Here is an 18,589-nt window from a genome sequence, read left to right as displayed (position 1 = left end):
CCACGTTTATTGAGCAATGTCCAAACAATAGGTATCGCTATTCCACGATAGACGATGGCTAACATCAAGATATTGATATCTCGTTTTCCCCATTTCCAGTTGGTTCTATCCAAAGTTAATTGGACTTTATCGAATGAAAATATATTGAAAATTAACTGAGAAATTTGACGATAATCGAAATACTGATCTGCAAAGAAGCGTTGTATACGTCGATAAAATGATTGTGGTAAGCACTTGATGGGCAAGGCTTTAGATGCAGAAGAAAGATTACATGTCTGTTTTACAATTAATGCCAGCATAATCAGTGTAAAACATTTTACATGTGACTTGTTCCACTTTAGATATTTGTTTAAGATGAGATATAACTCATTGAAATGTGTCATCATATTCGTCGTCAGAAAACAAGTATTATGCCATTATTTCAATGAGTTATCTTTTTTTGTCGTGTACAGAGAAATAAATATAAAACAGGAGCTGGATGTCCAGCACTCCAGCTAAATAAACAGCCGGTAATTGGTAGCGCAAGTAGCATGATATACAGTAAGAAATGGCCGATATGAGCCAAAGTCTTCATCATAGGTGACATGGTGTTTGGTAGTTTAGGGACTGGGTGGGTGTAACGCCAAAAAATTCGAATCACAACCAGAAAGATAATGGTGGTGGCTATATTTTTATGTAGTGTAATAACATTGCCTTTGAAGCTTCCATCAACGTCATAGCTGAGAAAATTCCCACTGTAAAAGCCGATCAGCCAAGCTGTGATAAAAATAGCCGCCATCAGCCAGTGTAAAATTTGCGCTGTGCGAGTGTAATATTGTGCTGAGGTTGACATCGCAACATCCTAGCGGTGAATATGAGTTTTACGATTTTAAATAGCTCATTTTTCTTCATATACAGTGTATATGTAACAGAGCGTTTTACGTGTAGAGCAGTAAGTAAAATGCAACTTGATTGTTATATTATGTAAAGAATCTACACAGTCATTTCTTTCAAGTCATCCTTTAGGCACAATACGCGTGCTAAAATTTTGGATACAGGTTTGAGTTCGTGAAAAAATTATTCTTTATCGTACCTATGTTATTTGCTTTAAATGGGTGTGTTGCGCCAAATACTAATAATTCCACTGCAACAACATCTCAGCAGCTAGGTATGGCTGCATTAAAAATTGCTGTGAATGCAAAATGTATTAATGAGATCAATACATTACCAGCATGGAAAACAGCGACACGTTTAATGACATCTGAGCAACGTGAAAACATTCAAACGAATGTATGTGGATGTGTTAGTGAAAAAGCACCAAATAGTGTAACGACTGTTGAATTGGCCACAGCTGCGATTGATCCTACAGCGCGTGCAACGATTGTAAATCAAGTTGTTTCTAAAACAGTAAATGCCTGTGTCGCAGAAGTGTTGAAGAAATAATTCTGATGAAATACGCTAAGCAGAGCTAAGTTTGACTTGGTTCTGCTTTTTTACATGAAATTGATATGGTCTTGTAATTGGAGATCGTGTTAATAGACTTATATGATTAAATTGTAAAAATACCTACGTTTAGAATAGGTTTTGTATGAATAAGAACAATTTTTTTATTCTTTTCTCTTTCTTTACCTTATTTGCAGGTGTTGACGCACAAAGTGCTGAACCAACTAAACTGAAAATGGGTACGTCAGCAATACAATGTGCAGCACAAACCAAGTGTACTCATGATATCGATGATTTCGCGGCTTAGAAAGTTGCAAGTAAATGAATGACCAAGAACCAAAAACAACAGAAGAAAAAGCAAATTTGTAAATGTGTTGGTAAAAATGCACCTACTGTATTATCTCCATCAGAGCTTGCTTTAGCGGCAGTTGGTTCAAAAGCTAGAACAGCATTAACAGGCGTTGCTGTCGCAAAAACGATGAACGCTTGCGTATCAGAAGTGATAAAATACAACAGTTTAAATAGGTTGTAATTAGTTGCTCTGAAGCAGCTAATCTTTGTGAGTAATATCATGTTTGTTGCTGGTGTAGATGAGGCAGGGCGTGGGCCTTTGGTCGGTTCAGTTGTTGCTGCTGCGGTAATTTTAGATCCCAATAATCCGATTGATGGTTTAAATGATTCTAAAAAATTAACTGAAAAGAAACGTGAAAAACTTTTCTTAGAAATTCAAGAGAAGGCCTTAGCTTGGTCAATTGCAGAAGCTTCCCACTCAGAAATTGACGAAATTAATATTTTACAGGCAACTTTTTTAGCCATGCGTCGTGCTGTAGATACCTTAAACATTCAGCCTGAAAAAGTGATTGTTGATGGCAACCAAATTCCGAAAGGAATTGAAATATTGTGTGAGGCGATTGTTGGTGGGGATGCGAGTCATGCTGAGATTAGTGCAGCAAGTATCTTGGCTAAAGTAACACGTGACCGTCAAATGTATGAACTAGATCAGAAATACCCGAATTACGGTTTTGCAAAACATAAAGGCTATCCAACCAAAGCACATTTTGAAGCAATTGCAGCGTATGGGGTGATTGATCAACATCGTCGTAGTTATGCGCCAGTAAAAAAAGCACTGGGTTTATAAATATATAAATGAGTCTCCATAAACAACTAAAGCGACTAATGATTAGTCGCTTTAGTTGTTAGAGAAGAATTCTGTACATTAACGATTGAAGTTATTATGTCGAGTGAAATCGTTATTATCTTCTTCAAAAGAAAGTTGATAATCTTGATCAAGATGTTGTAAATGCTCATGCATAGCACGTTCATGTTGGATACGTTGGTAAATTTCCTCACGATGCACGGAAACTTCTTTTGGAGCATTTACACCAATACGCACCTGATTACCTTTTACGCCAAGCACAGTAACACTGACTTGATCCCCAATCATTAATGTTTCTCCGACACGACGGGTCAGAATCAGCATGTTTATCTCCTTGCTAAACGCTTAAACTTGCGACAGGGAATTCATTATTTGAAAGCACAGCCTTAATATACAGAAAATTTTAACAGAAATATGTAAAAAACAGCTTTTTTTCGTAAGTTCTGCCGAGTTTTTCTGAAAAACCTCACAACTTAATATAACAGAGCCACTGTAATAAAAACTATAGTGGCTCTGTATTTTTTACCATTTACTTGAAAGTAAATATGTTTATTGTACTATGAATTAAGCACGTGCACTGCTTTCGCCATGTTCACGGTCTAAACCAAAAGCAGTATGTAGGCAACGTACAGCAAGCTCTAAGTAGTTTTCTTCAATGATGACAGAAATCTTAATTTCTGAAGTAGAAATCATGAGGATATTAATGCTTTCATCTGCAAGGGCTGTGAACATTTTGCTTGCTACACCAGCATGTGAGCGCATACCTACACCAACAATAGACACTTTTACGATGTCATCGCGAGTTACAACTTCACAGCCTTCAATGCTGCTTGCTGTTTGGTCCAAGATTGCTTTAGCTTTAGCAAGATCATTGCGATTTACAGTAAAGGTAAAATCAGTAGTACCATCTTCTTCAACATTTTGGATAATCATATCCACTTCAATGTTAGCATCACTAATCGGGGATAAGATTTTAGAGGCAATGCCCGGTTCATCTGGAACACCCAAAATCGTTAATTTTGCTTCGTCACGGTTAAATGCAATACCTGCAATAATTGGTTGTTCCATGTCGTCTTCTGCCTCAGTCGTGATTAATGTGCCTACGTTTTGTTTGAAATCTTCATCAAATGCGCCGTCATTGTCATTATCAAAGCTTGATAATACACGTAATGGAACTTGATATTTGCCTGCGAATTCAACCGAACGAATTTGTAAAACTTTTGAACCTAAAGATGCCATTTCAAGCATTTCTTCAAAAGAGATACGGTCAACTTTTTTCGCTTTAGGTGCAACACGAGGATCAGTGGTATAAACACCATCCACATCTGTGTAAATTTGGCATTCATCTGCTTTTAATGCAGCTGCAAGCGCTACACCAGAGGTATCTGAGCCGCCACGACCTAATGTTGTAATATTTCCTTCAGCATCAAAGCCTTGGAAACCTGCGACAACAATCACACGACCAGCATCTAAGTCAGCTGTCATGACATCGGTATCAATAGATTCGATACGCGCTTTGGTAAATGCGCTGTCAGTTTTAATACCAACTTGACGTCCAGTGTATGATTTAGCTTCTACACCAATAGAATTCAGTGCCATAGCTAACATGGAAATCGTTACTTGCTCACCCGTAGACACCATTTGATCAAGTTCACGTGGGTTAGGGGTGCTAGTAATGGCTTTAGCAAGCGCAAGTAAGCGGTTGGTTTCACCACTCATTGCCGATACAACCACGACCACTTTGTGACCGTGATCATGCCAACGCTTGACACGATGAGCAACATTTAAAATGCGCTCAGGAGTACCCATAGAGGTACCGCCATATTTTTGAACGATTAATGCCATAGTTGTTCCATATAAGCCATGACCCTGAGAGGCATCAGGGTCAGTTACACAAAAGTGAAGTTGTTATTATTGCTCAAGCCAAGCAGGCAATGCTGCGATTACTTGATCAAACTTCTCGTTAAGTGGCGCGCCACCTTGTGCTAAGTCAGGTTTACCACCACCTTTGCCACCAAGCTCTTGAGCTAAATGTTTGATGATGTCACCTGCTTTTAGAGTTGCAGCGTATTGTTTAGCGACAGAGGCGATTAAACTCACTTTATCACCGTCAACACCAGCTAAAATAATGACTGCATCTTCCAATTTTGATTTTACGCTGTCATGAAGATTGCGTAATGATTTGGCATCTAAACCTTTTACTGATGTGATAAGTGTTTGACGACCAGCAATTTCTTTCACTTGATCTAATAAATCAGCTGCTTGGAAGCTGGCTAATTTTTGATTCAATTGTTCAATTTGCTTTTGCAGACTTGATGCTGTTTCAACAATTGATTCAACTTTTTCTACAGTTTGATCTTTTTGCGCTTTCAATACAGCATTGATCGTCTGAATATCAGCTTCAGCTTTTTGAACAACTTCAAGTGCTTTGGTACCCGTTACGGCTTCAATACGGCGAACACCAGCTGCTACACCACCTTCAGAAGTGATTTTGAATAAACCAATATCACCTGTGCGCTTAACATGAATACCACCACAAAGCTCGATAGAGAAGTTTTTCTCTTCAATAATAGAACCCATAGAAAGTACACGAACTTCTTCGCCATACTTTTCACCAAAAAGCATCATTGCGCCTTTGGCCTTCGCCGATTCAATATCAAGTAATTCAGTGCTTACTGCCGTATTTGCAATCACTTCAGCATTGACTAAACGCTCAATCTGTTGCAATTGTTCAAATGAAACAGGTTGGTCATTGGCAAAGTCAAAACGTAAAATATCACTTGCAACCAAAGAACCTTTTTGTTGAACATGTTCACCCAGAATTTGACGTAAAGCGGCATGTAGAAGGTGAGTTGCAGAGTGGTTGCGTGCTGTTGCTGCACGAATATCCGCTTTAACCGTTGCTTCAACATTTTGAGTTGCTTTGAGGCTACCCATAGTGACGATACCTTGGTGTACAAAAGCGCCACCAGATTTTTTGGTATCTTGAACTTCAAAGATACCGGTATCGTTTTTGAAAATACCAGTGTCACCAATCTGACCACCACTTTCTGCATAGAAAGGGGTTTGGTTCAATATGATCAGTGCTTCATCGCCTTCGTTGATTTCATCAACTTGAACACCATCTTTATAGATCGCAACAATTTGACCTTGACCTTGAGTTGCATCATAACCGTCAAATTGAGTTTCGCCTTCAACTTTTACAATGTTGTTATAATCAACTGCAAACTTACCAGCATCACGTGCACGTTGACGTTGTGCAGCCATTTCAACTTCGAAGCCAGCTTCGTCAATTGTAAGATCACGCTCACGTGCAATATCAGCGGTTAAATCTGTCGGGAAACCGTAAGTATCGTAAAGTTTAAATACAGTTTCACCAGCAATCACATTGCCTTTTAGCTGAGCCAATTCACCTTCAAGTAATTTCAAGCCTTGTTCAAGTGTTTTCGCAAATTGCTCTTCTTCTTTCAGCAGTTGCGCTTCAATGCGTGCCTGTTGTGCTGCAAGTTCAGGATATGCTTCACCCATGACTTCAATTAGCGGTTGCAACATCTTGTAGAAGAATGAACCCGTCGCACCGAGCTTGTTACCATGACGCACTGCACGACGAATGATACGACGCAACACATAACCACGACCTTCATTTGAAGGATTAACACCGTCAGCAATCAAGAATGAGCATGAACGTGCATGATCTGCAATCACTTTTAAAGAAGCTGGGTATTCAACTGGTTTATTTTGAGCTTTCGCTTCAGCTTCAATGGCAGTGGTATCCAAACCAATGATTTCAGCGGCTGCTTTTAATAAATGCTGGAACAGGTCAATTTCGTAGTTTGAATTGACATGTTGCAGTACAGCCGAAATACGCTCCAAGCCCATGCCTGTATCCACAGAAGGTGCTGGAAGAGGGTGCATGATACCATCCGCAGTACGGTTGAACTGCATGAATACATTGTTCCAGATTTCGATGAAACGATCGCCATCCTCCTCCGGTGAGCCTGGTAAACCACCCCAGATATGATCGCCATGATCATAGAAGATTTCAGAGCATGGACCACAAGGACCTGTATCGCCCATTGCCCAGAAGTTATCAGATGCGTATTTGCCACCTTTGTTATCGCCAATACGAATGATACGTTCAGCATCGATTCCGATTTCTTTGTTCCAGATATCAAATGCTTCATCATCGGTATGATAAACCGTGACATATAAACGATCTTTCGGTAAGCCTAACCACTGTTCGCTGGTTAAAAATTCCCAAGCAAATTTCAGTGCATTTTCTTTAAAATAATCACCGAAAGAAAAGTTACCTAACATTTCGAAGAAAGTGTGATGACGTGCGGTATAACCTACATTGTCGAGGTCATTGTGTTTGCCGCCTGCACGTACACATTTTTGAGATGAAACAGCACGAACATAATCACGCTTTTCTAAACCTAAGAAACAATCTTTAAACTGGTTCATACCAGCATTGGTAAACAGTAAAGTTGGGTCGTTGGCAGGAACGAGAGAACTCGAAGCAACACGTGTATGCCCTTGCGATTCGAAGTAACGCAAAAATGCTTCACGGATTTCAGCGGATGTCATAAAACGAGTACTCACAACCAAGCGTCCATAATTTTTAAAAGTGCTAAATTATAACGGAAAATATGATCCCAACCAACGATTTTACAAGCAATATCATATAAAACTGTGTTTAAGCTAAAAATCTATATTCAATAGCGCTGTTCATGTTTTACCATATAGCATAGAAAAGATGATGTTTTGATGAAAGGGCTCTGCATGCAACGTATCGCTATCAATGGATTTGGTCGAATTGGTCGAAATGTATTACGTGCGTGGTTTGAGAGTCCAAAACAATTTCAATTTGATATCGTTGCTATCAACGACATTGCCGATGTGCAGACTTTGGTACATCTGTTTAAATACGATACCACGCATGGACGTTTTGCAGGTCAAGTTGAAATTCAGATTGAAAATGAACAGATATTTTTAAATATTCAGTCCCATCAACGACAATTAAAATTACAGGTATTTAAACAGGCTCAACCTGAATTACTCCTTTGGGCAGATTTAAAAATAGATGTGGTGTTGGAATGTACAGGTCTATTCCGTTCACGTGCTGATGCAACTCGGCATGTCGAAGCAGGGGCAAAGCGCGTGATTATTGGGGCTGCACCTTTTGATTCGGTCGATGCTGCAATTGTCTATGGTGTCAATCACCATGATGTGAAAGTAACTGATCAAATTATTTCGAGTGTATCTTGCACTACTCAGGCCTTGGTTCCGTTGGTCAAAATCATTGATGATGCCTTTGGCATTGATACCGCTTTAATGACAGAAATCCATGCAGTCACAGCAGATCAATCGGTATTAGACCATGCACATCGAGATTTACGTCGTGCGCGAGCTTCAGGACAAAATATTATTCCAACCACATCAAGTGCATTAGGGGCATTAAAACAAGTCATGCCAAAAATGGAAGGTCGAATTGATGGTTATTCGATTCGTGTACCGACCATTAATGTCGCAGCAATTGATTTAACTTTTGTTTCGCATTCACCAATTACAGTACACAAAGTCAATGAGGTTTTGAGTAAAGCAGCTCAATATGATTATGCGCAGATCATGCAAGTGACAGATGAAGATTTGGTTTCAAGTGATTTTAATCATTCGCCCTATTCTTTAATCGTCGATTTAACTCAAACCATGGTGGTGGGTCATCAAGCTAAAGTGTTTGCATGGTATGATAATGAGTGGGGATATGCGAATCGACTACTTGATTTGTGTGAATCTTTTTGTAATTAAACAGATCATATATTAAAAAGAAAATTTGGGGATGAAATTATGACATTGATGTTGATTTGGGGTTTTCTGATTGTTTTATTGATGGCTGTTGCTTTTTTATTTTGGTTTCAATTTAAAACGTCAAATGTACAAAGCCAAGATATTTATGTTGCGCAATTAGAAGAAAAAGTAGTGCATTTAGAGTTGCATCTAAAAAAAAGTTTGGAAATTATGCAGGATCTCGCTAAGAAAATGCATGTACAGCAAGAAGTGTTAGATAAAACTGTTGCCAATATTGCTGCATTAGAAAAACAAAATGTTGAGCTGGTCAATGTTTTGGAAGTGGTTGTTAAAAATGGTAAAAATATGCCCTAAAGTTGTCCCCCTTGAATAGGGGATTGACAAATCAGTATATATAAACAACTGTTTTTGTTAAATATTTTGATACAAATTTAAAACAAGAAAAGACTCTATATAGAATTGTAAAATTTATGCAAAACAATGATTAATTTTTGTTGGATGGTTAAATATTTTTTAATTATTATTTTGACTGAAAACTAACTTGAAGTGTGTTTTGGCTGTTGCTTATTATAAATCGTGCTTCACAAAGCATTGATCACTAAACACATAAGGATAATTGATAATGAAAAAAATAGTTTTAAAACGTACAGCAATCTGCTCAGCCTTATTTAGTGCGATTGTAATGGTCACAGGTTGTAATGATGATAATAGTTCAAATAACAATAATGGTGGGCAACAGCAAACAACGACTGAAAAATTGACAGGGACTGTTGCAACTGGAGCTGCTCTGGCTGGTGCGAATATTGAAGTGGTCAATAAAAATGGCACAACTAAATCAGTTGTTGCGGGGGCAGATGGTAAATTCAGTATCGATGTTGAAAAGGGAGCACCTTATTTATTAAAGGCAACTAAAGGTACTGGTGAATCCCAAGTTACCCTATATTCTTATGCTTCGGCTGCTGGTAATGTCAATGTAACCCAATTAACCACACAGGCAATTTTGGCTGCCAACAAAGCGGATGAAAAACGTGATTACAACTCATTGGCAGAAATTTATACCAATTGGGCAAAACTGGCTAAAGACAGTACTAGTGATGAAATAAATGCTGCTATTGATAAAGCCGCAAAAGAAGTTGTTGCGAACTTAAAGACCGTATTTGATGCAAATATAGATACGAGTAAAGGTTATCCAAACATTTTTAAAACTGCGTTTAATGCAGATTCTACTGGTCTGGACAAGGTTCTGGATCAAGTTAAGATTAATGGTTTGAATAGTAAATGTACGGGTATTGGTAGCACATATACTTGTAATGTGCAGTATGTCGTCAATGGGCAAAACTTTGCATGGAATTATAGTGTTGATACAACAGGTCTAAATGTCGTTGTTGATCTAGGAAATAATCCAAATATTCCTTCAGGAAATTATAATTTGAATGTTACAACTTCTGTGATGGGGCAAGGTGCAACAGTAACAGTGAAGAATGTTCCAAAACCAGCTAATCAAAATGAATTCTGTGGTTCTAATGATGTCACAGCACAATTACCAAATGGTCAGTTTAAGATTAATAGCTGTAGCTTTAATGGTACGGTAGGTAATATCAATGCGACAGTAAATGCAAACGGTTTTAATGTTACCTATGATGTGAAGTACGAATATAGCCCAGCATAATCAAATCTAAAAAACTTGGAATTGATTTTAGGCAATCATTTTGGTTGCCTATTTTTATGCGGGATTTACTAAAATTCTCAGGTGCATCATAGAAATCTTCATGTTACACTACGCTGAATCGGGCATTCACCCGATTTTTTTATGTGGTTGCTTTTTGTGTGGATGCCTTCACATTGAACAGATTTTAGGTTTGGAACATGACCATTTCAGAGACATGGTTGCTCCCTGATGGGGTAGCAGATGTATTGCCCGAGCAAGCGCAAGTTGTTGAAGCTTTGCGTAGACAAGCATTAGATTTTCTTGCAGTTCGCGGTTATCAATTGGTATATACACCATTTATTGAATACATCGAATCGTTATCTTCACTTTCAGAATCGAATCAAGATTTGGACTTAGTCACTTTTAAAGTGATTGATCAACTTTCTGGTCGTTTGCTTGGTGTACGCGCGGATATGACACCGCAAGTTGCACGTATTGATGCGCATGTTCGACCAATTGAAGGTGTGGCTCGTTATTGCTATGCAGGTACAGTCCTTCATACAAAACCGCAAAACTTTAATGCAACACGCGCTCCACTCCAGTTGGGTGCGGAGCTATATGGTCATGACAGCATCGAAGCTGACGTCGAAATGATTGATGTTATGCTTGGTTTGTTGGAAAAAACAGATAGTTTACAAGGTGTTCACCTAGACTTAGGTCATGTTGGTTTATTCCGTAGTCTGGTTAAGCGCGCTGGTTTAAATAAAAATACTGAAAATCAGCTGTCTGATTTATATCAGCGCAAGGCTTTACCAGAATTAGAAGAATTTACTCAAGACTTGCCAATGGGTACTGATTTTTATGCTCTAGGTCGTTATGCGAGCGATCTAGACGCTTTGCAAGCACATTTAAGTCCAAATATTTTAAATGATGTTGATTTTAAAAATGCGTTTGATGCATTAAAAACAACTTTTGCAGAAATAAGATCTCGCTGGTCTAGCCTTGATATTGGTATAGATGTCATTGAACTGCGTAGTTACCACTATCATACGGGTTTGATGTATGCCATTTATGCGCCTAATCGCGCTGCGCCACTTGCTCAGGGTGGACGTTATGATGGTATTGGTGAACACTTTGGCCGTGCGCGTCCAGCCACAGGCTTTAGTTGTGACTTATATGCGCTGGGTGCTACACAATTTACTGAAATTGAAACAGTTGTCGCTCCTAAAGGCAATCAACAAGATTTATTGAATGCAATTGCTGATGCACGTACTCAAGGTTTAAGTGTAGTGCAATTGTTAGGTAATGATGATTTAAGCTCTGTACCTTATGCGACGCATCAAATGGTGTTGCAAAATGGGCAATGGGTAATTGAAAAAATTTAATTGCTAAGTTTAAAAAGCTTAGCTTCCAATTTTAACAGCATGATGTAATGAGGCTATTATGGGCAAAAATGTTGTGGTACTGGGTACCCAATGGGGCGACGAAGGTAAAGGTAAGATCGTCGACCTGCTCACAGATCAGGCGGCTGCGGTCGTACGCTATCAAGGTGGACACAATGCAGGTCACACACTTGTCGTCGGTGGTAAGAAGACTGTATTACACCTCATTCCATCAGGTATTTTACGTGAAAACGTATTGTGCTTAATCGGGAATGGTGTTGTTCTTTCTCCTGAAGCATTAATCAAAGAAATGGCAATTTTGGAAGCGGAAGGCGTACCTGTTAAAGAGCGTTTACGTATTTCACCAAACTGTCCTTTGATTTTGCCTAACCATATTGCACTAGACCAAGCACGTGAGAAAAAACGTGGTAATGCCAAAATTGGTACAACAGGTCGTGGCATTGGTCCAGCTTATGAAGATAAAGTTGCACGTCGTGCTGTACGTGTAGCTGATTTGATTCGTGGTGGCGCATTACTTGAAGAAAAACTTAAGGAAATGCTAGAGCTTCATAACTTCCAACTTTCTCAATTCTATGGTGTTGATGAAGTGAAGTTTGAAGATGTACTTGAGCTTTGTAATCAATGGCGTGAAGTGCTTGCACCATTAGTGATTGACGTGACCAAAGTGTTACATGATTACCGCAAAGAAGGTAAGTCAATTATGTTTGAAGGTGCTCAAGGTTCGTTACTTGACATCGATCATGGTACTTATCCGTTTGTAACAAGTTCGAATACAACCGCTGGTGGCGTAAGTTCTGGTTCTGGTATGGGGCCATTACATTTAGATTATGTATTAGGTATTACTAAAGCATATACAACACGTGTAGGTGCTGGTCCATTCCCAACTGAGTTGCATTACGATGCTGCTACAGATACAGGTGATGCGATTGGTCGTCATTTAGGTACTGTGGGTCACGAATTTGGTGCATCTACAGGTCGTCAACGTCGTTGTGGCTGGTTCGATGCTGAAATTCTACGTCGTTCAGTTGAAGTGAACTCATTATCTGGTATTTGCTTGACTAAGCTAGATGTATTAGATGGTTTAGAAGAAATCAAGATCTGTGTAGGCTATGAAGATGTGGATTCAGGTTGTGCAGGTTCTTCTGATGCAATTTCATTTGAAAGCTTAAAACCAATCTATGAAACAATGCCAGGTTGGAGTGAGTCTACAGTAGGCTTAACTCAAATTGATCAACTTCCTGCAAATGCGTTAGCTTATGTAAAACGTCTTGAGCAGTTAATTGAATGCCCAATTGATATTGTTTCTACAGGTCCAGATCGTGCAGAAACGATTATTTTACGTCATCCATTTTCAGCTTAAACTGAATAGATAACGTCAAAAGCCTCTTTTTAAAAGGGGCTTTTTTATTTTTATGGATTTATATATCAAAAATCTCTAGCAAAAAATCAGCTTTTTATTCCAGTCATTGTTATTTCACAAAATGGAAAATCCCCGTTATATTCACTCTACATTCAAACGAAGAGGGTTTTAACCATGACGAAAAAAACAATTCGCTATAATGGATATGAACTGGCATGCCAATGTTAGGTTGTATCAAGGCGATTAAAAAGGTACAGACCAATTTGGATCAGGTGGGGAGAGAAATTGGTTTGAACATTTTAATACAATAAGAATAATCCTAAATGTTAAATAAAAAAACGAATAAGAAATCTAGGGGAATCTATTGATTCCCTTATTTTTTCTAAAAATAAAAACTGCTGTGCTTTGAAGTGGATAGCACAGCAGTTGTGATCGGTATAAATAATCGTATTGTGAGCTAAATAAAATGGTATTAGAATTTTAAATTGACAAGATATAAAAATGAAACGGGATCAGCAATGGCAGGTGGTTGGGCACGTGACGGTGCAGAGCAGGAGCAGATTGATGCAACAATTTATGATGCGATTGCAAAAGCAAGACAAGGTCTTTCTCACAATGAAGATGGAGAAGCCGCATTATATTGTGAAGAATGTGGCGAGCCCATTCCTCAAGCCCGCCGTGAAGCGATGAAAGGCGTGAAATATTGTATTCGTTGCCAGCAACAACTTGAGGAAAAGAGTAAGGCACTGGAACTATTTAATCGGCGGGGAAGTAAGGATAGCCAATTACGTTAAATCTTTTGCCTTATTAATCTTCTATCTCTTTCACAGCATTATATACAACGCTTGGCTCAATATTGAGTAACTTTTTACCAAAGCTACGTAACCACCAAACCAGTTGAGAGGTAAAAGCGACTGTTGCACTAACCTCAACAATATTTTCTTCTAACGGCGTAATCTTTTGGTCTTTACTTAACTGACTTTCATAAAAGCTTTTTGCTGTACTTTCAGTCATCGTTAGTTTGAGCTGAATTTGTTCGGTCGGTTTGCTGTAATCTACACGGAAGCCCAACGCGCCTGATTCGATATAATTATCAATATCAAAATTTACGGGATGTAGAGCACGGTTATCAAGTACAGTTGCTGCTTTAAAACGGTGCAGGGCAAAAGTTTGTACTTCAGTTTTATCATTTCTGGTACAGATTAAATAAATTACTGCACCTTTTTGAACCAAAGCTAAAGGATTTAAAATATAAGATTTATCTTCGCCTGAATTGGTCCGTGCTCGATATATACATTCAATTTGTTTATCTTGTAGTAAGCCTTCATAAATTGCTTGTTGAGCTTGTTTATCAACCATCGGAGGGATTAATGGTTGCGAAGCAGGAACAATACGAACTCGATTGATCCATTGTCTGACATTGTTTTGTGTAGACAAACTACGTTTTGCCAGATCAAACCAAGGTGTCATTTCTTCAAGTAAACTTGGCGGAAGTAAGTGTCTTAAATGCTCTTCTACCATCATAAAGGTGACAGCTTGAGAGCTGGTCATATGTGGCAAGCTTTGGATGGGTGCATCTGAACACCAACGCCAACCTTGCGGTACAGTCTTATTGCTTTCAATGGGAAAGCGTTGAGCAATCTGATTTAAATCCCGCTGAATGGTTCGAAGGCTAATTTCGATTCCTTCACGTTGTAATGTTTCTTGTAATTCACGTGTCCCCATCCATTTCCCTGTAGAAAGACGAGACAATATCTGCCATTGGCGATAAAGGCTATTGGAAGTTTCTTTTTCTTGTACGGATGACATAAGCGAAATACGTAATTTAATGGTCTAAAGCAGACACAATAAAAAAACTAGCACTATTTAGCAAGCCCAAGATCTTGAGATTACGTATTTACGACTGAAACAACTGTCGATTTATTGAATGATCTTAATCCTGATGAAAAAATAATCGTTTTATATAGGTGGCATTGAAATTGCTTATTTAAGATATAAATAAATGATGAGACGAGGTTTCTATGTCAGAACAAGAACACAACCTACATGCCAGTGCGGATTATTATACTCAAGAGCAAACGGCAGCAGTATCAGTCCATTCGTCTACATTTATCCCACAGCTTAGTGTCAGCACAAACTTGTTTGAGCAGCTTAAATCTGAGTTTTTTAACGAGATGCTTGATGACAAAAGTTTTAATGCGCAAGCTTCGAAAAAAATTGAACAGTGGTTGAGTATTCGCAGCCTTGATGAGTTACGAACACTTGGGAATCAAGCGAAGCAACATTTCCTTTATCAGGGAATCACATTCAATGTGTATGGCAATCAAGAGGGTGCTGAGCGAACCATTCCTTATGATTTGATTCCAAGAGTGATTGAAAAGAAACAATGGGAAAAAATTTCATCAGGTTGTGCACAACGCGTGAAAGCACTCAATTCATTTTTGGATGATATTTATCATGGACAACATATTTTAAAAGAGGGGCTTATTCCTGCTGATCAAGTGATTGCACATGAAGCATTTCAGCCACATATGTTAAATCATTATCTTAAAGGGAAGGTTTATTCACAAATTAGCGGTATTGATATTATTCGTGATGGTCAAGGTGATTTCTTCGTACTTGAAGATAACTTAAGAACACCGTCTGGCGTATCTTATATGATTGAGAGTCGTAAGATTAGTCAAAAACTAATGCCTGATTTGTGCATCAGTAACAATTTGCAAGGCATAGAACAATACCCAACTTTATTAAGAGCAATTTTAGAAGAGAACGCTTATGTGGATAAGCCACTTATTGTGGTATTAACACCAGGTCGTTTTAACAGTGCTTATTATGAGCATTCATTTTTAGCACGAGAAATGGATGTGCCATTAGTCACGAGTCGAGATTTATTTGTTGAAAATGATCGAGTTTTTGTTAAAACAATTCGTGGTCGTCAGCAAGTTGATGTGATCTATCGCCGTGTCGATGATGACTTTCTTGATCCGTTAACTTTTAGACCTGATAGTACATTAGGAGTTGCAGGGTTGATGTCGGCTTATTTGCAAAAAAATGTTGTGATTGCAAACGCACCAGGTACAGGTGTTGCTGACGATAAATCAATTTATCCTTATGTTGATAAAATGATTCAATTTTATTTGGGTGAAACAGCAATTTTAAGTAATGTTCCGACATATCAATGTCGTGATCAAGAACACTTGGATTATGTACTTAGTAATCTAGAAAAATTGGTCGTGAAAGAGGCACAAGGTTCGGGTGGATATGGGATGTTGATTGGACCACAAGCAGATCAACAACAAATTGAACTATTTAGACAAAAAATTATTGAAACACCACATTTGTATATTGCACAACCCACTCTGGCACTTTCTGTAGCACCAACATTAACGTCCGAAGGGGTTGCTGAACGACATATCGATTTACGCCCATTCGTTTTGAGTTCGCCTTATCGTACTGAGATTGTGCCAGGAGGTCTGACTCGAGTTGCAATGCAAGCGGGTTCTTTAGTGGTTAATTCCTCTCAAGGCGGTGGTATCAAAGATACATGGGTTGTAGAAACATTGCATTCTTGAACGCTTTCCTTAAGAGTTTTAGTCCAAAGTCTCTAGCCTAGTGCCGTACTTTGGGGATTTTGATCATATATAAGGGAGGAAATTTATGCTTTTACTTAGCTCAAGCGCTCATCATATTTATTGGTTAGGTCGTTATTTATTTAGAATTGGTCATGTTGCTAGCCATTTGCCATTTTGTGATGATGAACAAGCAGCAGATTTTGCTCAAGCGCTTTGTTTACATATCGATGATGCTGAGAATCTAAATAATTTTATGCTAGATCATCAACAACCCTATTCTTTATTGAGCCAACTTGAGATTGCTCGAGATAATATTCAAGAATTACGTGGTTTACTGTCAGCTCAAACCTATGCTGAGCTGAATCATATCATTAAAAATGCAGTGTCAGATGGTGAAGAGATTCAAGCCGTCGTAGGGAAGTGTTGTGCTCTTTTAAAAACAGAACAAAACGATGTTTTCTTATTCTTTCATGTTGGACAATGTATTGAAAAAATTGATACGCATTTCCGTTTTCAACATAATATTCAGGATGTTATAGCTTCGATTGATCCGATTATTGAACAGTTATTTGAACTAGGTTGGGATGACTTGCAGCCAAATTGGCAGATTCTAAAAGAGCAACCTAATTTAAATCAGTTTTATGCCTTTACCTATAAGTTAGAAAATCAATTTGAGGCATTCTCATGAAACTCATGGTGAATCATCAAACGCACTATCGTTATACGCAAGTTGCTCGAAATAGTGTGCAATCGATTAAAATGATGCCGCAGAGTTCTATGCATCAAAGCATAGAAAACTGGCATATTAGTGTGCCGGGACAATATTCATGTCAAAGAGACGCATTTAATAATTTATGGATCACTGCAACTCAGAGACATGAATATCGCTACTTGACCATTATGGCACAAGGTGTCGTTGATTTATATGCAACAGAACTTGGCTATGTAGAAGCGGATGTTTCTCCAATGCTTTTTTTGCAGCGTTCTATGATGACGTGTTGCGATCTAAGTATGCTTGATTTTGCTCAGGCGGTGGTCAAAGTAAAAGATCGTAAGCATTTAATACTTTTATCTGAGAAAATTTTACAACAAGTTCAGTACCAGCCTGAGACCACCTCAGTGACGACTTCTGCAATTGATGCATTTCATGCAAGACAAGGTGTATGTCAAGATCATGCACATATTTTAATTGCAATGTGCCGTGGATTACATTTACCAGCTCGTTATGTGTCTGGCTATATATATGATGCAAATCAACCGCACCTAGCCAGTCATGCATGGGCTGAGGTTTTTGTAGAAAATGAGTGGTATTGTTTCGATGTAAGTAACCAGATATTTACCCCAAAAAATCATATTTATGTCGCAGTTGGTCGTGATTATCTAGATGTTGCACCAATTCGAGGTATCCGTGAGCAAGGTGGGGTGGAAAGTATGATATCTACGGTTCAAGTTTTGGCTTGTTGAAGGTAAGAGAAGAAGAGATGACCTATTGTTGTGCATTAAGATTAGAGCAAGGTTTGGTATTGATTAGTGATACTCGAACTAATGCAGGGGTCGATCATATTTCTGTATTTCGTAAATTACATACCTTTGGTGTTGAAGGTGAGCGTTTTATTGCATTGCAAACAGCAGGTAATTTAGCAACAACACAAGCCGTTATTGGTCATTTACAAAATGCTTTAGCATTACATCAAGAGCCAAATTTATATAGCGCAAATACCATGTTTGAAGTTGCTGAATTAATTGGAAAGACTTTGCGTAAGGTACTCGAGGATGTTACGACTGATACTCAGGAACAGATGAACTACTCGTGTAGTATTTTGGTGTGTGGGCAGATACAGGGTGAGGAAATGCAACTGTATAATGTCTATCCACAAGGTAATTTTATCTGTGCGACTACCGATACCCCATATTTCCAGATTGGTGAAAGTAAGTATGGAAAGCCAATTTTAGATCGTGCACTGCACTATACGATGCCATTAGATGATGCGTTACGTTGCAGTTTGATCTCTTTTGATTCAACATTAAGGTCTAATGTTTCTGTCGGATTGCCTTTAGACGCGTTGGTTTATCATAAAGATAGTTTTAAAATTCCTGAAGGGAAACGCATCCGAGAAGATGATCCTTATTTTACTCAGATTAGTAAGCAATGGTCTGAAACCTTACGCCGTGGACTTCAAGAGTTGCCAAAGCCTACGGCTGATTATGGTTTGTAATCAT

Annotated in this window: 18 protein-coding genes and 2 pseudogenes; 14 read left to right on the top strand and 6 right to left on the bottom strand. The window is 38.5% G+C overall.

What is annotated here, in order from left to right; genetic code table 11:
* Nucleotides 1-383, bottom strand: a pseudogene (locus CDG56_RS05580) (IS4 family transposase); the annotation flags it as partial.
* 71 nt (nucleotides 384-454) lie between these two features.
* Nucleotides 455-832 (bottom strand): annotated as a pseudogene (locus CDG56_RS05575) (cytochrome b); the annotation flags it as partial.
* A gap of 215 nt (nucleotides 833-1,047) precedes the next feature.
* Here CDG56_RS05575 and CDG56_RS05570 point away from each other — a divergent pair.
* The 4 genes from CDG56_RS05570 to rnhB all read left to right on the top strand — a co-directional run bounded on the left by CDG56_RS05570 (nucleotide 1,048) and on the right by rnhB (nucleotide 2,560).
* Entirely contained in the window at nucleotides 1,048-1,422 is a 375-nt protein-coding gene (locus CDG56_RS05570) for a hypothetical protein (protein WP_005161007.1), read from the top strand.
* Nucleotides 1,423-1,567: 145 nt separating this feature from the next.
* Complete coding sequence (locus CDG56_RS17250; RefSeq protein ID WP_005160999.1) at nucleotides 1,568-1,729, top strand: hypothetical protein; 162 nt, start codon at nucleotides 1,568-1,570, stop codon at nucleotides 1,727-1,729.
* An 18-nt stretch (nucleotides 1,730-1,747) separates the two neighbouring features.
* Nucleotides 1,748-1,954, top strand: coding sequence for a hypothetical protein (locus tag CDG56_RS17245; protein WP_005160996.1), 207 nt, complete (start codon nucleotides 1,748-1,750; stop codon nucleotides 1,952-1,954).
* A 39-nt stretch (nucleotides 1,955-1,993) separates the two neighbouring features.
* Nucleotides 1,994-2,560, top strand: a complete 567-nt coding sequence (rnhB, locus tag CDG56_RS05560) for a ribonuclease HII (RefSeq protein WP_005160993.1) — start codon at nucleotides 1,994-1,996, stop codon at nucleotides 2,558-2,560.
* 78 nt (nucleotides 2,561-2,638) lie between these two features.
* Here rnhB and csrA read toward each other — a convergent pair whose 3' ends face one another.
* The 3 genes from csrA to alaS form a co-directional block, all read right to left on the bottom strand.
* The gene (gene csrA, locus CDG56_RS05555) at nucleotides 2,639-2,902 is read right to left on the bottom strand and encodes a carbon storage regulator CsrA (protein ID WP_004661337.1); all 264 of its coding nucleotides are present in this window, start codon (nucleotides 2,900-2,902) and stop codon (nucleotides 2,639-2,641) included.
* 240 nt (nucleotides 2,903-3,142) lie between these two features.
* Nucleotides 3,143-4,423, bottom strand: a complete 1,281-nt coding sequence (locus tag CDG56_RS05550; RefSeq protein WP_004661340.1) for an aspartate kinase — start codon at nucleotides 4,421-4,423, stop codon at nucleotides 3,143-3,145.
* A 66-nt stretch (nucleotides 4,424-4,489) separates the two neighbouring features.
* On the bottom strand, nucleotides 4,490-7,180 hold the full coding sequence (gene alaS, locus CDG56_RS05545) for an alanine--tRNA ligase (RefSeq protein ID WP_171295106.1): 2,691 nt from the start codon (nucleotides 7,178-7,180) through the stop codon (nucleotides 4,490-4,492).
* Nucleotides 7,181-7,360: 180 nt separating this feature from the next.
* Between alaS and CDG56_RS05540 the strand changes: the two genes are divergently transcribed.
* The 6 genes from CDG56_RS05540 (at nucleotide 7,361) to CDG56_RS05515 (ending at nucleotide 13,591) form a co-directional block, all read left to right on the top strand.
* On the top strand, nucleotides 7,361-8,386 hold the full coding sequence (locus CDG56_RS05540) for a type I glyceraldehyde-3-phosphate dehydrogenase (protein WP_087547190.1): 1,026 nt from the start codon (nucleotides 7,361-7,363) through the stop codon (nucleotides 8,384-8,386).
* Between the two features lie 39 nt (nucleotides 8,387-8,425).
* Entirely contained in the window at nucleotides 8,426-8,740 is a 315-nt protein-coding gene (locus CDG56_RS05535) for a hypothetical protein (RefSeq protein ID WP_087547189.1), read from the top strand.
* 268 nt (nucleotides 8,741-9,008) lie between these two features.
* On the top strand, nucleotides 9,009-10,055 hold the full coding sequence (locus CDG56_RS05530; RefSeq protein ID WP_087547188.1) for a carboxypeptidase-like regulatory domain-containing protein: 1,047 nt from the start codon (nucleotides 9,009-9,011) through the stop codon (nucleotides 10,053-10,055).
* 197 nt (nucleotides 10,056-10,252) lie between these two features.
* Nucleotides 10,253-11,419: an ATP phosphoribosyltransferase regulatory subunit gene (locus tag CDG56_RS05525; protein ID WP_087547187.1), complete on the top strand. Its 1,167-nt coding sequence runs from the start codon at nucleotides 10,253-10,255 to the stop codon at nucleotides 11,417-11,419.
* A gap of 58 nt (nucleotides 11,420-11,477) precedes the next feature.
* Nucleotides 11,478-12,797, top strand: a complete 1,320-nt coding sequence (locus CDG56_RS05520; RefSeq protein ID WP_005160977.1) for an adenylosuccinate synthase — start codon at nucleotides 11,478-11,480, stop codon at nucleotides 12,795-12,797.
* 518 nt (nucleotides 12,798-13,315) lie between these two features.
* Nucleotides 13,316-13,591, top strand: a complete 276-nt coding sequence (locus tag CDG56_RS05515; protein WP_005160973.1) for a DksA/TraR family C4-type zinc finger protein — start codon at nucleotides 13,316-13,318, stop codon at nucleotides 13,589-13,591.
* Nucleotides 13,592-13,604: 13 nt separating this feature from the next.
* Here CDG56_RS05515 and CDG56_RS17150 read toward each other — a convergent pair whose 3' ends face one another.
* Nucleotides 13,605-14,606 carry a helix-turn-helix transcriptional regulator gene (locus CDG56_RS17150; RefSeq protein WP_087547186.1) on the bottom strand — a complete coding sequence of 334 codons (1,002 nt, stop codon included), beginning with the start codon at nucleotides 14,604-14,606 and terminating at the stop codon, nucleotides 13,605-13,607.
* A gap of 212 nt (nucleotides 14,607-14,818) precedes the next feature.
* On the opposite strand from CDG56_RS17150, the gene CDG56_RS05505 reads away from it, so the two are divergent.
* The 4 genes from CDG56_RS05505 to CDG56_RS05490 all read left to right on the top strand — a co-directional run bounded on the left by CDG56_RS05505 (nucleotide 14,819) and on the right by CDG56_RS05490 (nucleotide 18,585).
* Nucleotides 14,819-16,369 carry a circularly permuted type 2 ATP-grasp protein gene (locus tag CDG56_RS05505; RefSeq protein WP_087547185.1) on the top strand — a complete coding sequence of 517 codons (1,551 nt, stop codon included), beginning with the start codon at nucleotides 14,819-14,821 and terminating at the stop codon, nucleotides 16,367-16,369.
* Nucleotides 16,370-16,454: 85 nt separating this feature from the next.
* Nucleotides 16,455-17,057, top strand: a complete 603-nt coding sequence (locus CDG56_RS05500) for an alpha-E domain-containing protein (RefSeq protein ID WP_087547184.1) — start codon at nucleotides 16,455-16,457, stop codon at nucleotides 17,055-17,057.
* The gene (locus CDG56_RS05495) at nucleotides 17,054-17,833 is read left to right on the top strand and encodes a transglutaminase family protein (protein WP_087547183.1); all 780 of its coding nucleotides are present in this window, start codon (nucleotides 17,054-17,056) and stop codon (nucleotides 17,831-17,833) included. The genes CDG56_RS05500 and CDG56_RS05495 overlap by 4 nt, the downstream gene beginning before the upstream one ends.
* A gap of 17 nt (nucleotides 17,834-17,850) precedes the next feature.
* Nucleotides 17,851-18,585 (top strand): proteasome-type protease, encoded by a 735-nt coding sequence (locus tag CDG56_RS05490; RefSeq protein ID WP_087547182.1) that lies wholly within the window; start codon nucleotides 17,851-17,853, stop codon nucleotides 18,583-18,585.
* Nucleotides 18,586-18,589: the final 4 nt, after the last annotated feature.

The sequence above is a fragment of the Acinetobacter sp. WCHA39 genome, assembly GCF_002165385.1.
In the GTDB taxonomy this organism is placed as follows: Bacteria; Pseudomonadota; Gammaproteobacteria; order Pseudomonadales; family Moraxellaceae; genus Acinetobacter.
This window is presented reverse-complemented; position numbering and strand designations above follow the sequence as displayed.

What these genes read in the sequence shown, in the direction of transcription:
- CDG56_RS17250 (WP_005160999.1), top strand. Translation starts at nt 1,568, where the DNA reads ATGAATAAGAACAATTTTTTTATTCTTTTCTCTTTCTTTACCTTATTT.
- CDG56_RS17245 (WP_005160996.1), top strand. Translation starts at nt 1,748, where the DNA reads ATGACCAAGAACCAAAAACAACAGAAGAAAAAGCAAATTTGTAAATGT.
- rnhB (WP_005160993.1), top strand. Translation starts at nt 1,994, where the DNA reads ATGTTTGTTGCTGGTGTAGATGAGGCAGGGCGTGGGCCTTTGGTCGGT.
- csrA (WP_004661337.1), bottom strand. Translation starts at nt 2,902, where the DNA reads ATGCTGATTCTGACCCGTCGTGTCGGAGAAACATTAATGATTGGGGAT.
- CDG56_RS05550 (WP_004661340.1), bottom strand. Translation starts at nt 4,423, where the DNA reads ATGGCATTAATCGTTCAAAAATATGGCGGTACCTCTATGGGTACTCCT.
- CDG56_RS05540 (WP_087547190.1), top strand. Translation starts at nt 7,361, where the DNA reads ATGCAACGTATCGCTATCAATGGATTTGGTCGAATTGGTCGAAATGTA.
- CDG56_RS05535 (WP_087547189.1), top strand. Translation starts at nt 8,426, where the DNA reads ATGACATTGATGTTGATTTGGGGTTTTCTGATTGTTTTATTGATGGCT.
- CDG56_RS05530 (WP_087547188.1), top strand. Translation starts at nt 9,009, where the DNA reads ATGAAAAAAATAGTTTTAAAACGTACAGCAATCTGCTCAGCCTTATTT.
- CDG56_RS05525 (WP_087547187.1), top strand. Translation starts at nt 10,253, where the DNA reads ATGACCATTTCAGAGACATGGTTGCTCCCTGATGGGGTAGCAGATGTA.
- CDG56_RS05520 (WP_005160977.1), top strand. Translation starts at nt 11,478, where the DNA reads ATGGGCAAAAATGTTGTGGTACTGGGTACCCAATGGGGCGACGAAGGT.
- CDG56_RS05515 (WP_005160973.1), top strand. Translation starts at nt 13,316, where the DNA reads ATGGCAGGTGGTTGGGCACGTGACGGTGCAGAGCAGGAGCAGATTGAT.
- CDG56_RS17150 (WP_087547186.1), bottom strand. Translation starts at nt 14,606, where the DNA reads ATGTCATCCGTACAAGAAAAAGAAACTTCCAATAGCCTTTATCGCCAA.
- CDG56_RS05505 (WP_087547185.1), top strand. Translation starts at nt 14,819, where the DNA reads ATGTCAGAACAAGAACACAACCTACATGCCAGTGCGGATTATTATACT.
- CDG56_RS05500 (WP_087547184.1), top strand. Translation starts at nt 16,455, where the DNA reads ATGCTTTTACTTAGCTCAAGCGCTCATCATATTTATTGGTTAGGTCGT.
- CDG56_RS05495 (WP_087547183.1), top strand. Translation starts at nt 17,054, where the DNA reads ATGAAACTCATGGTGAATCATCAAACGCACTATCGTTATACGCAAGTT.
- CDG56_RS05490 (WP_087547182.1), top strand. Translation starts at nt 17,851, where the DNA reads ATGACCTATTGTTGTGCATTAAGATTAGAGCAAGGTTTGGTATTGATT.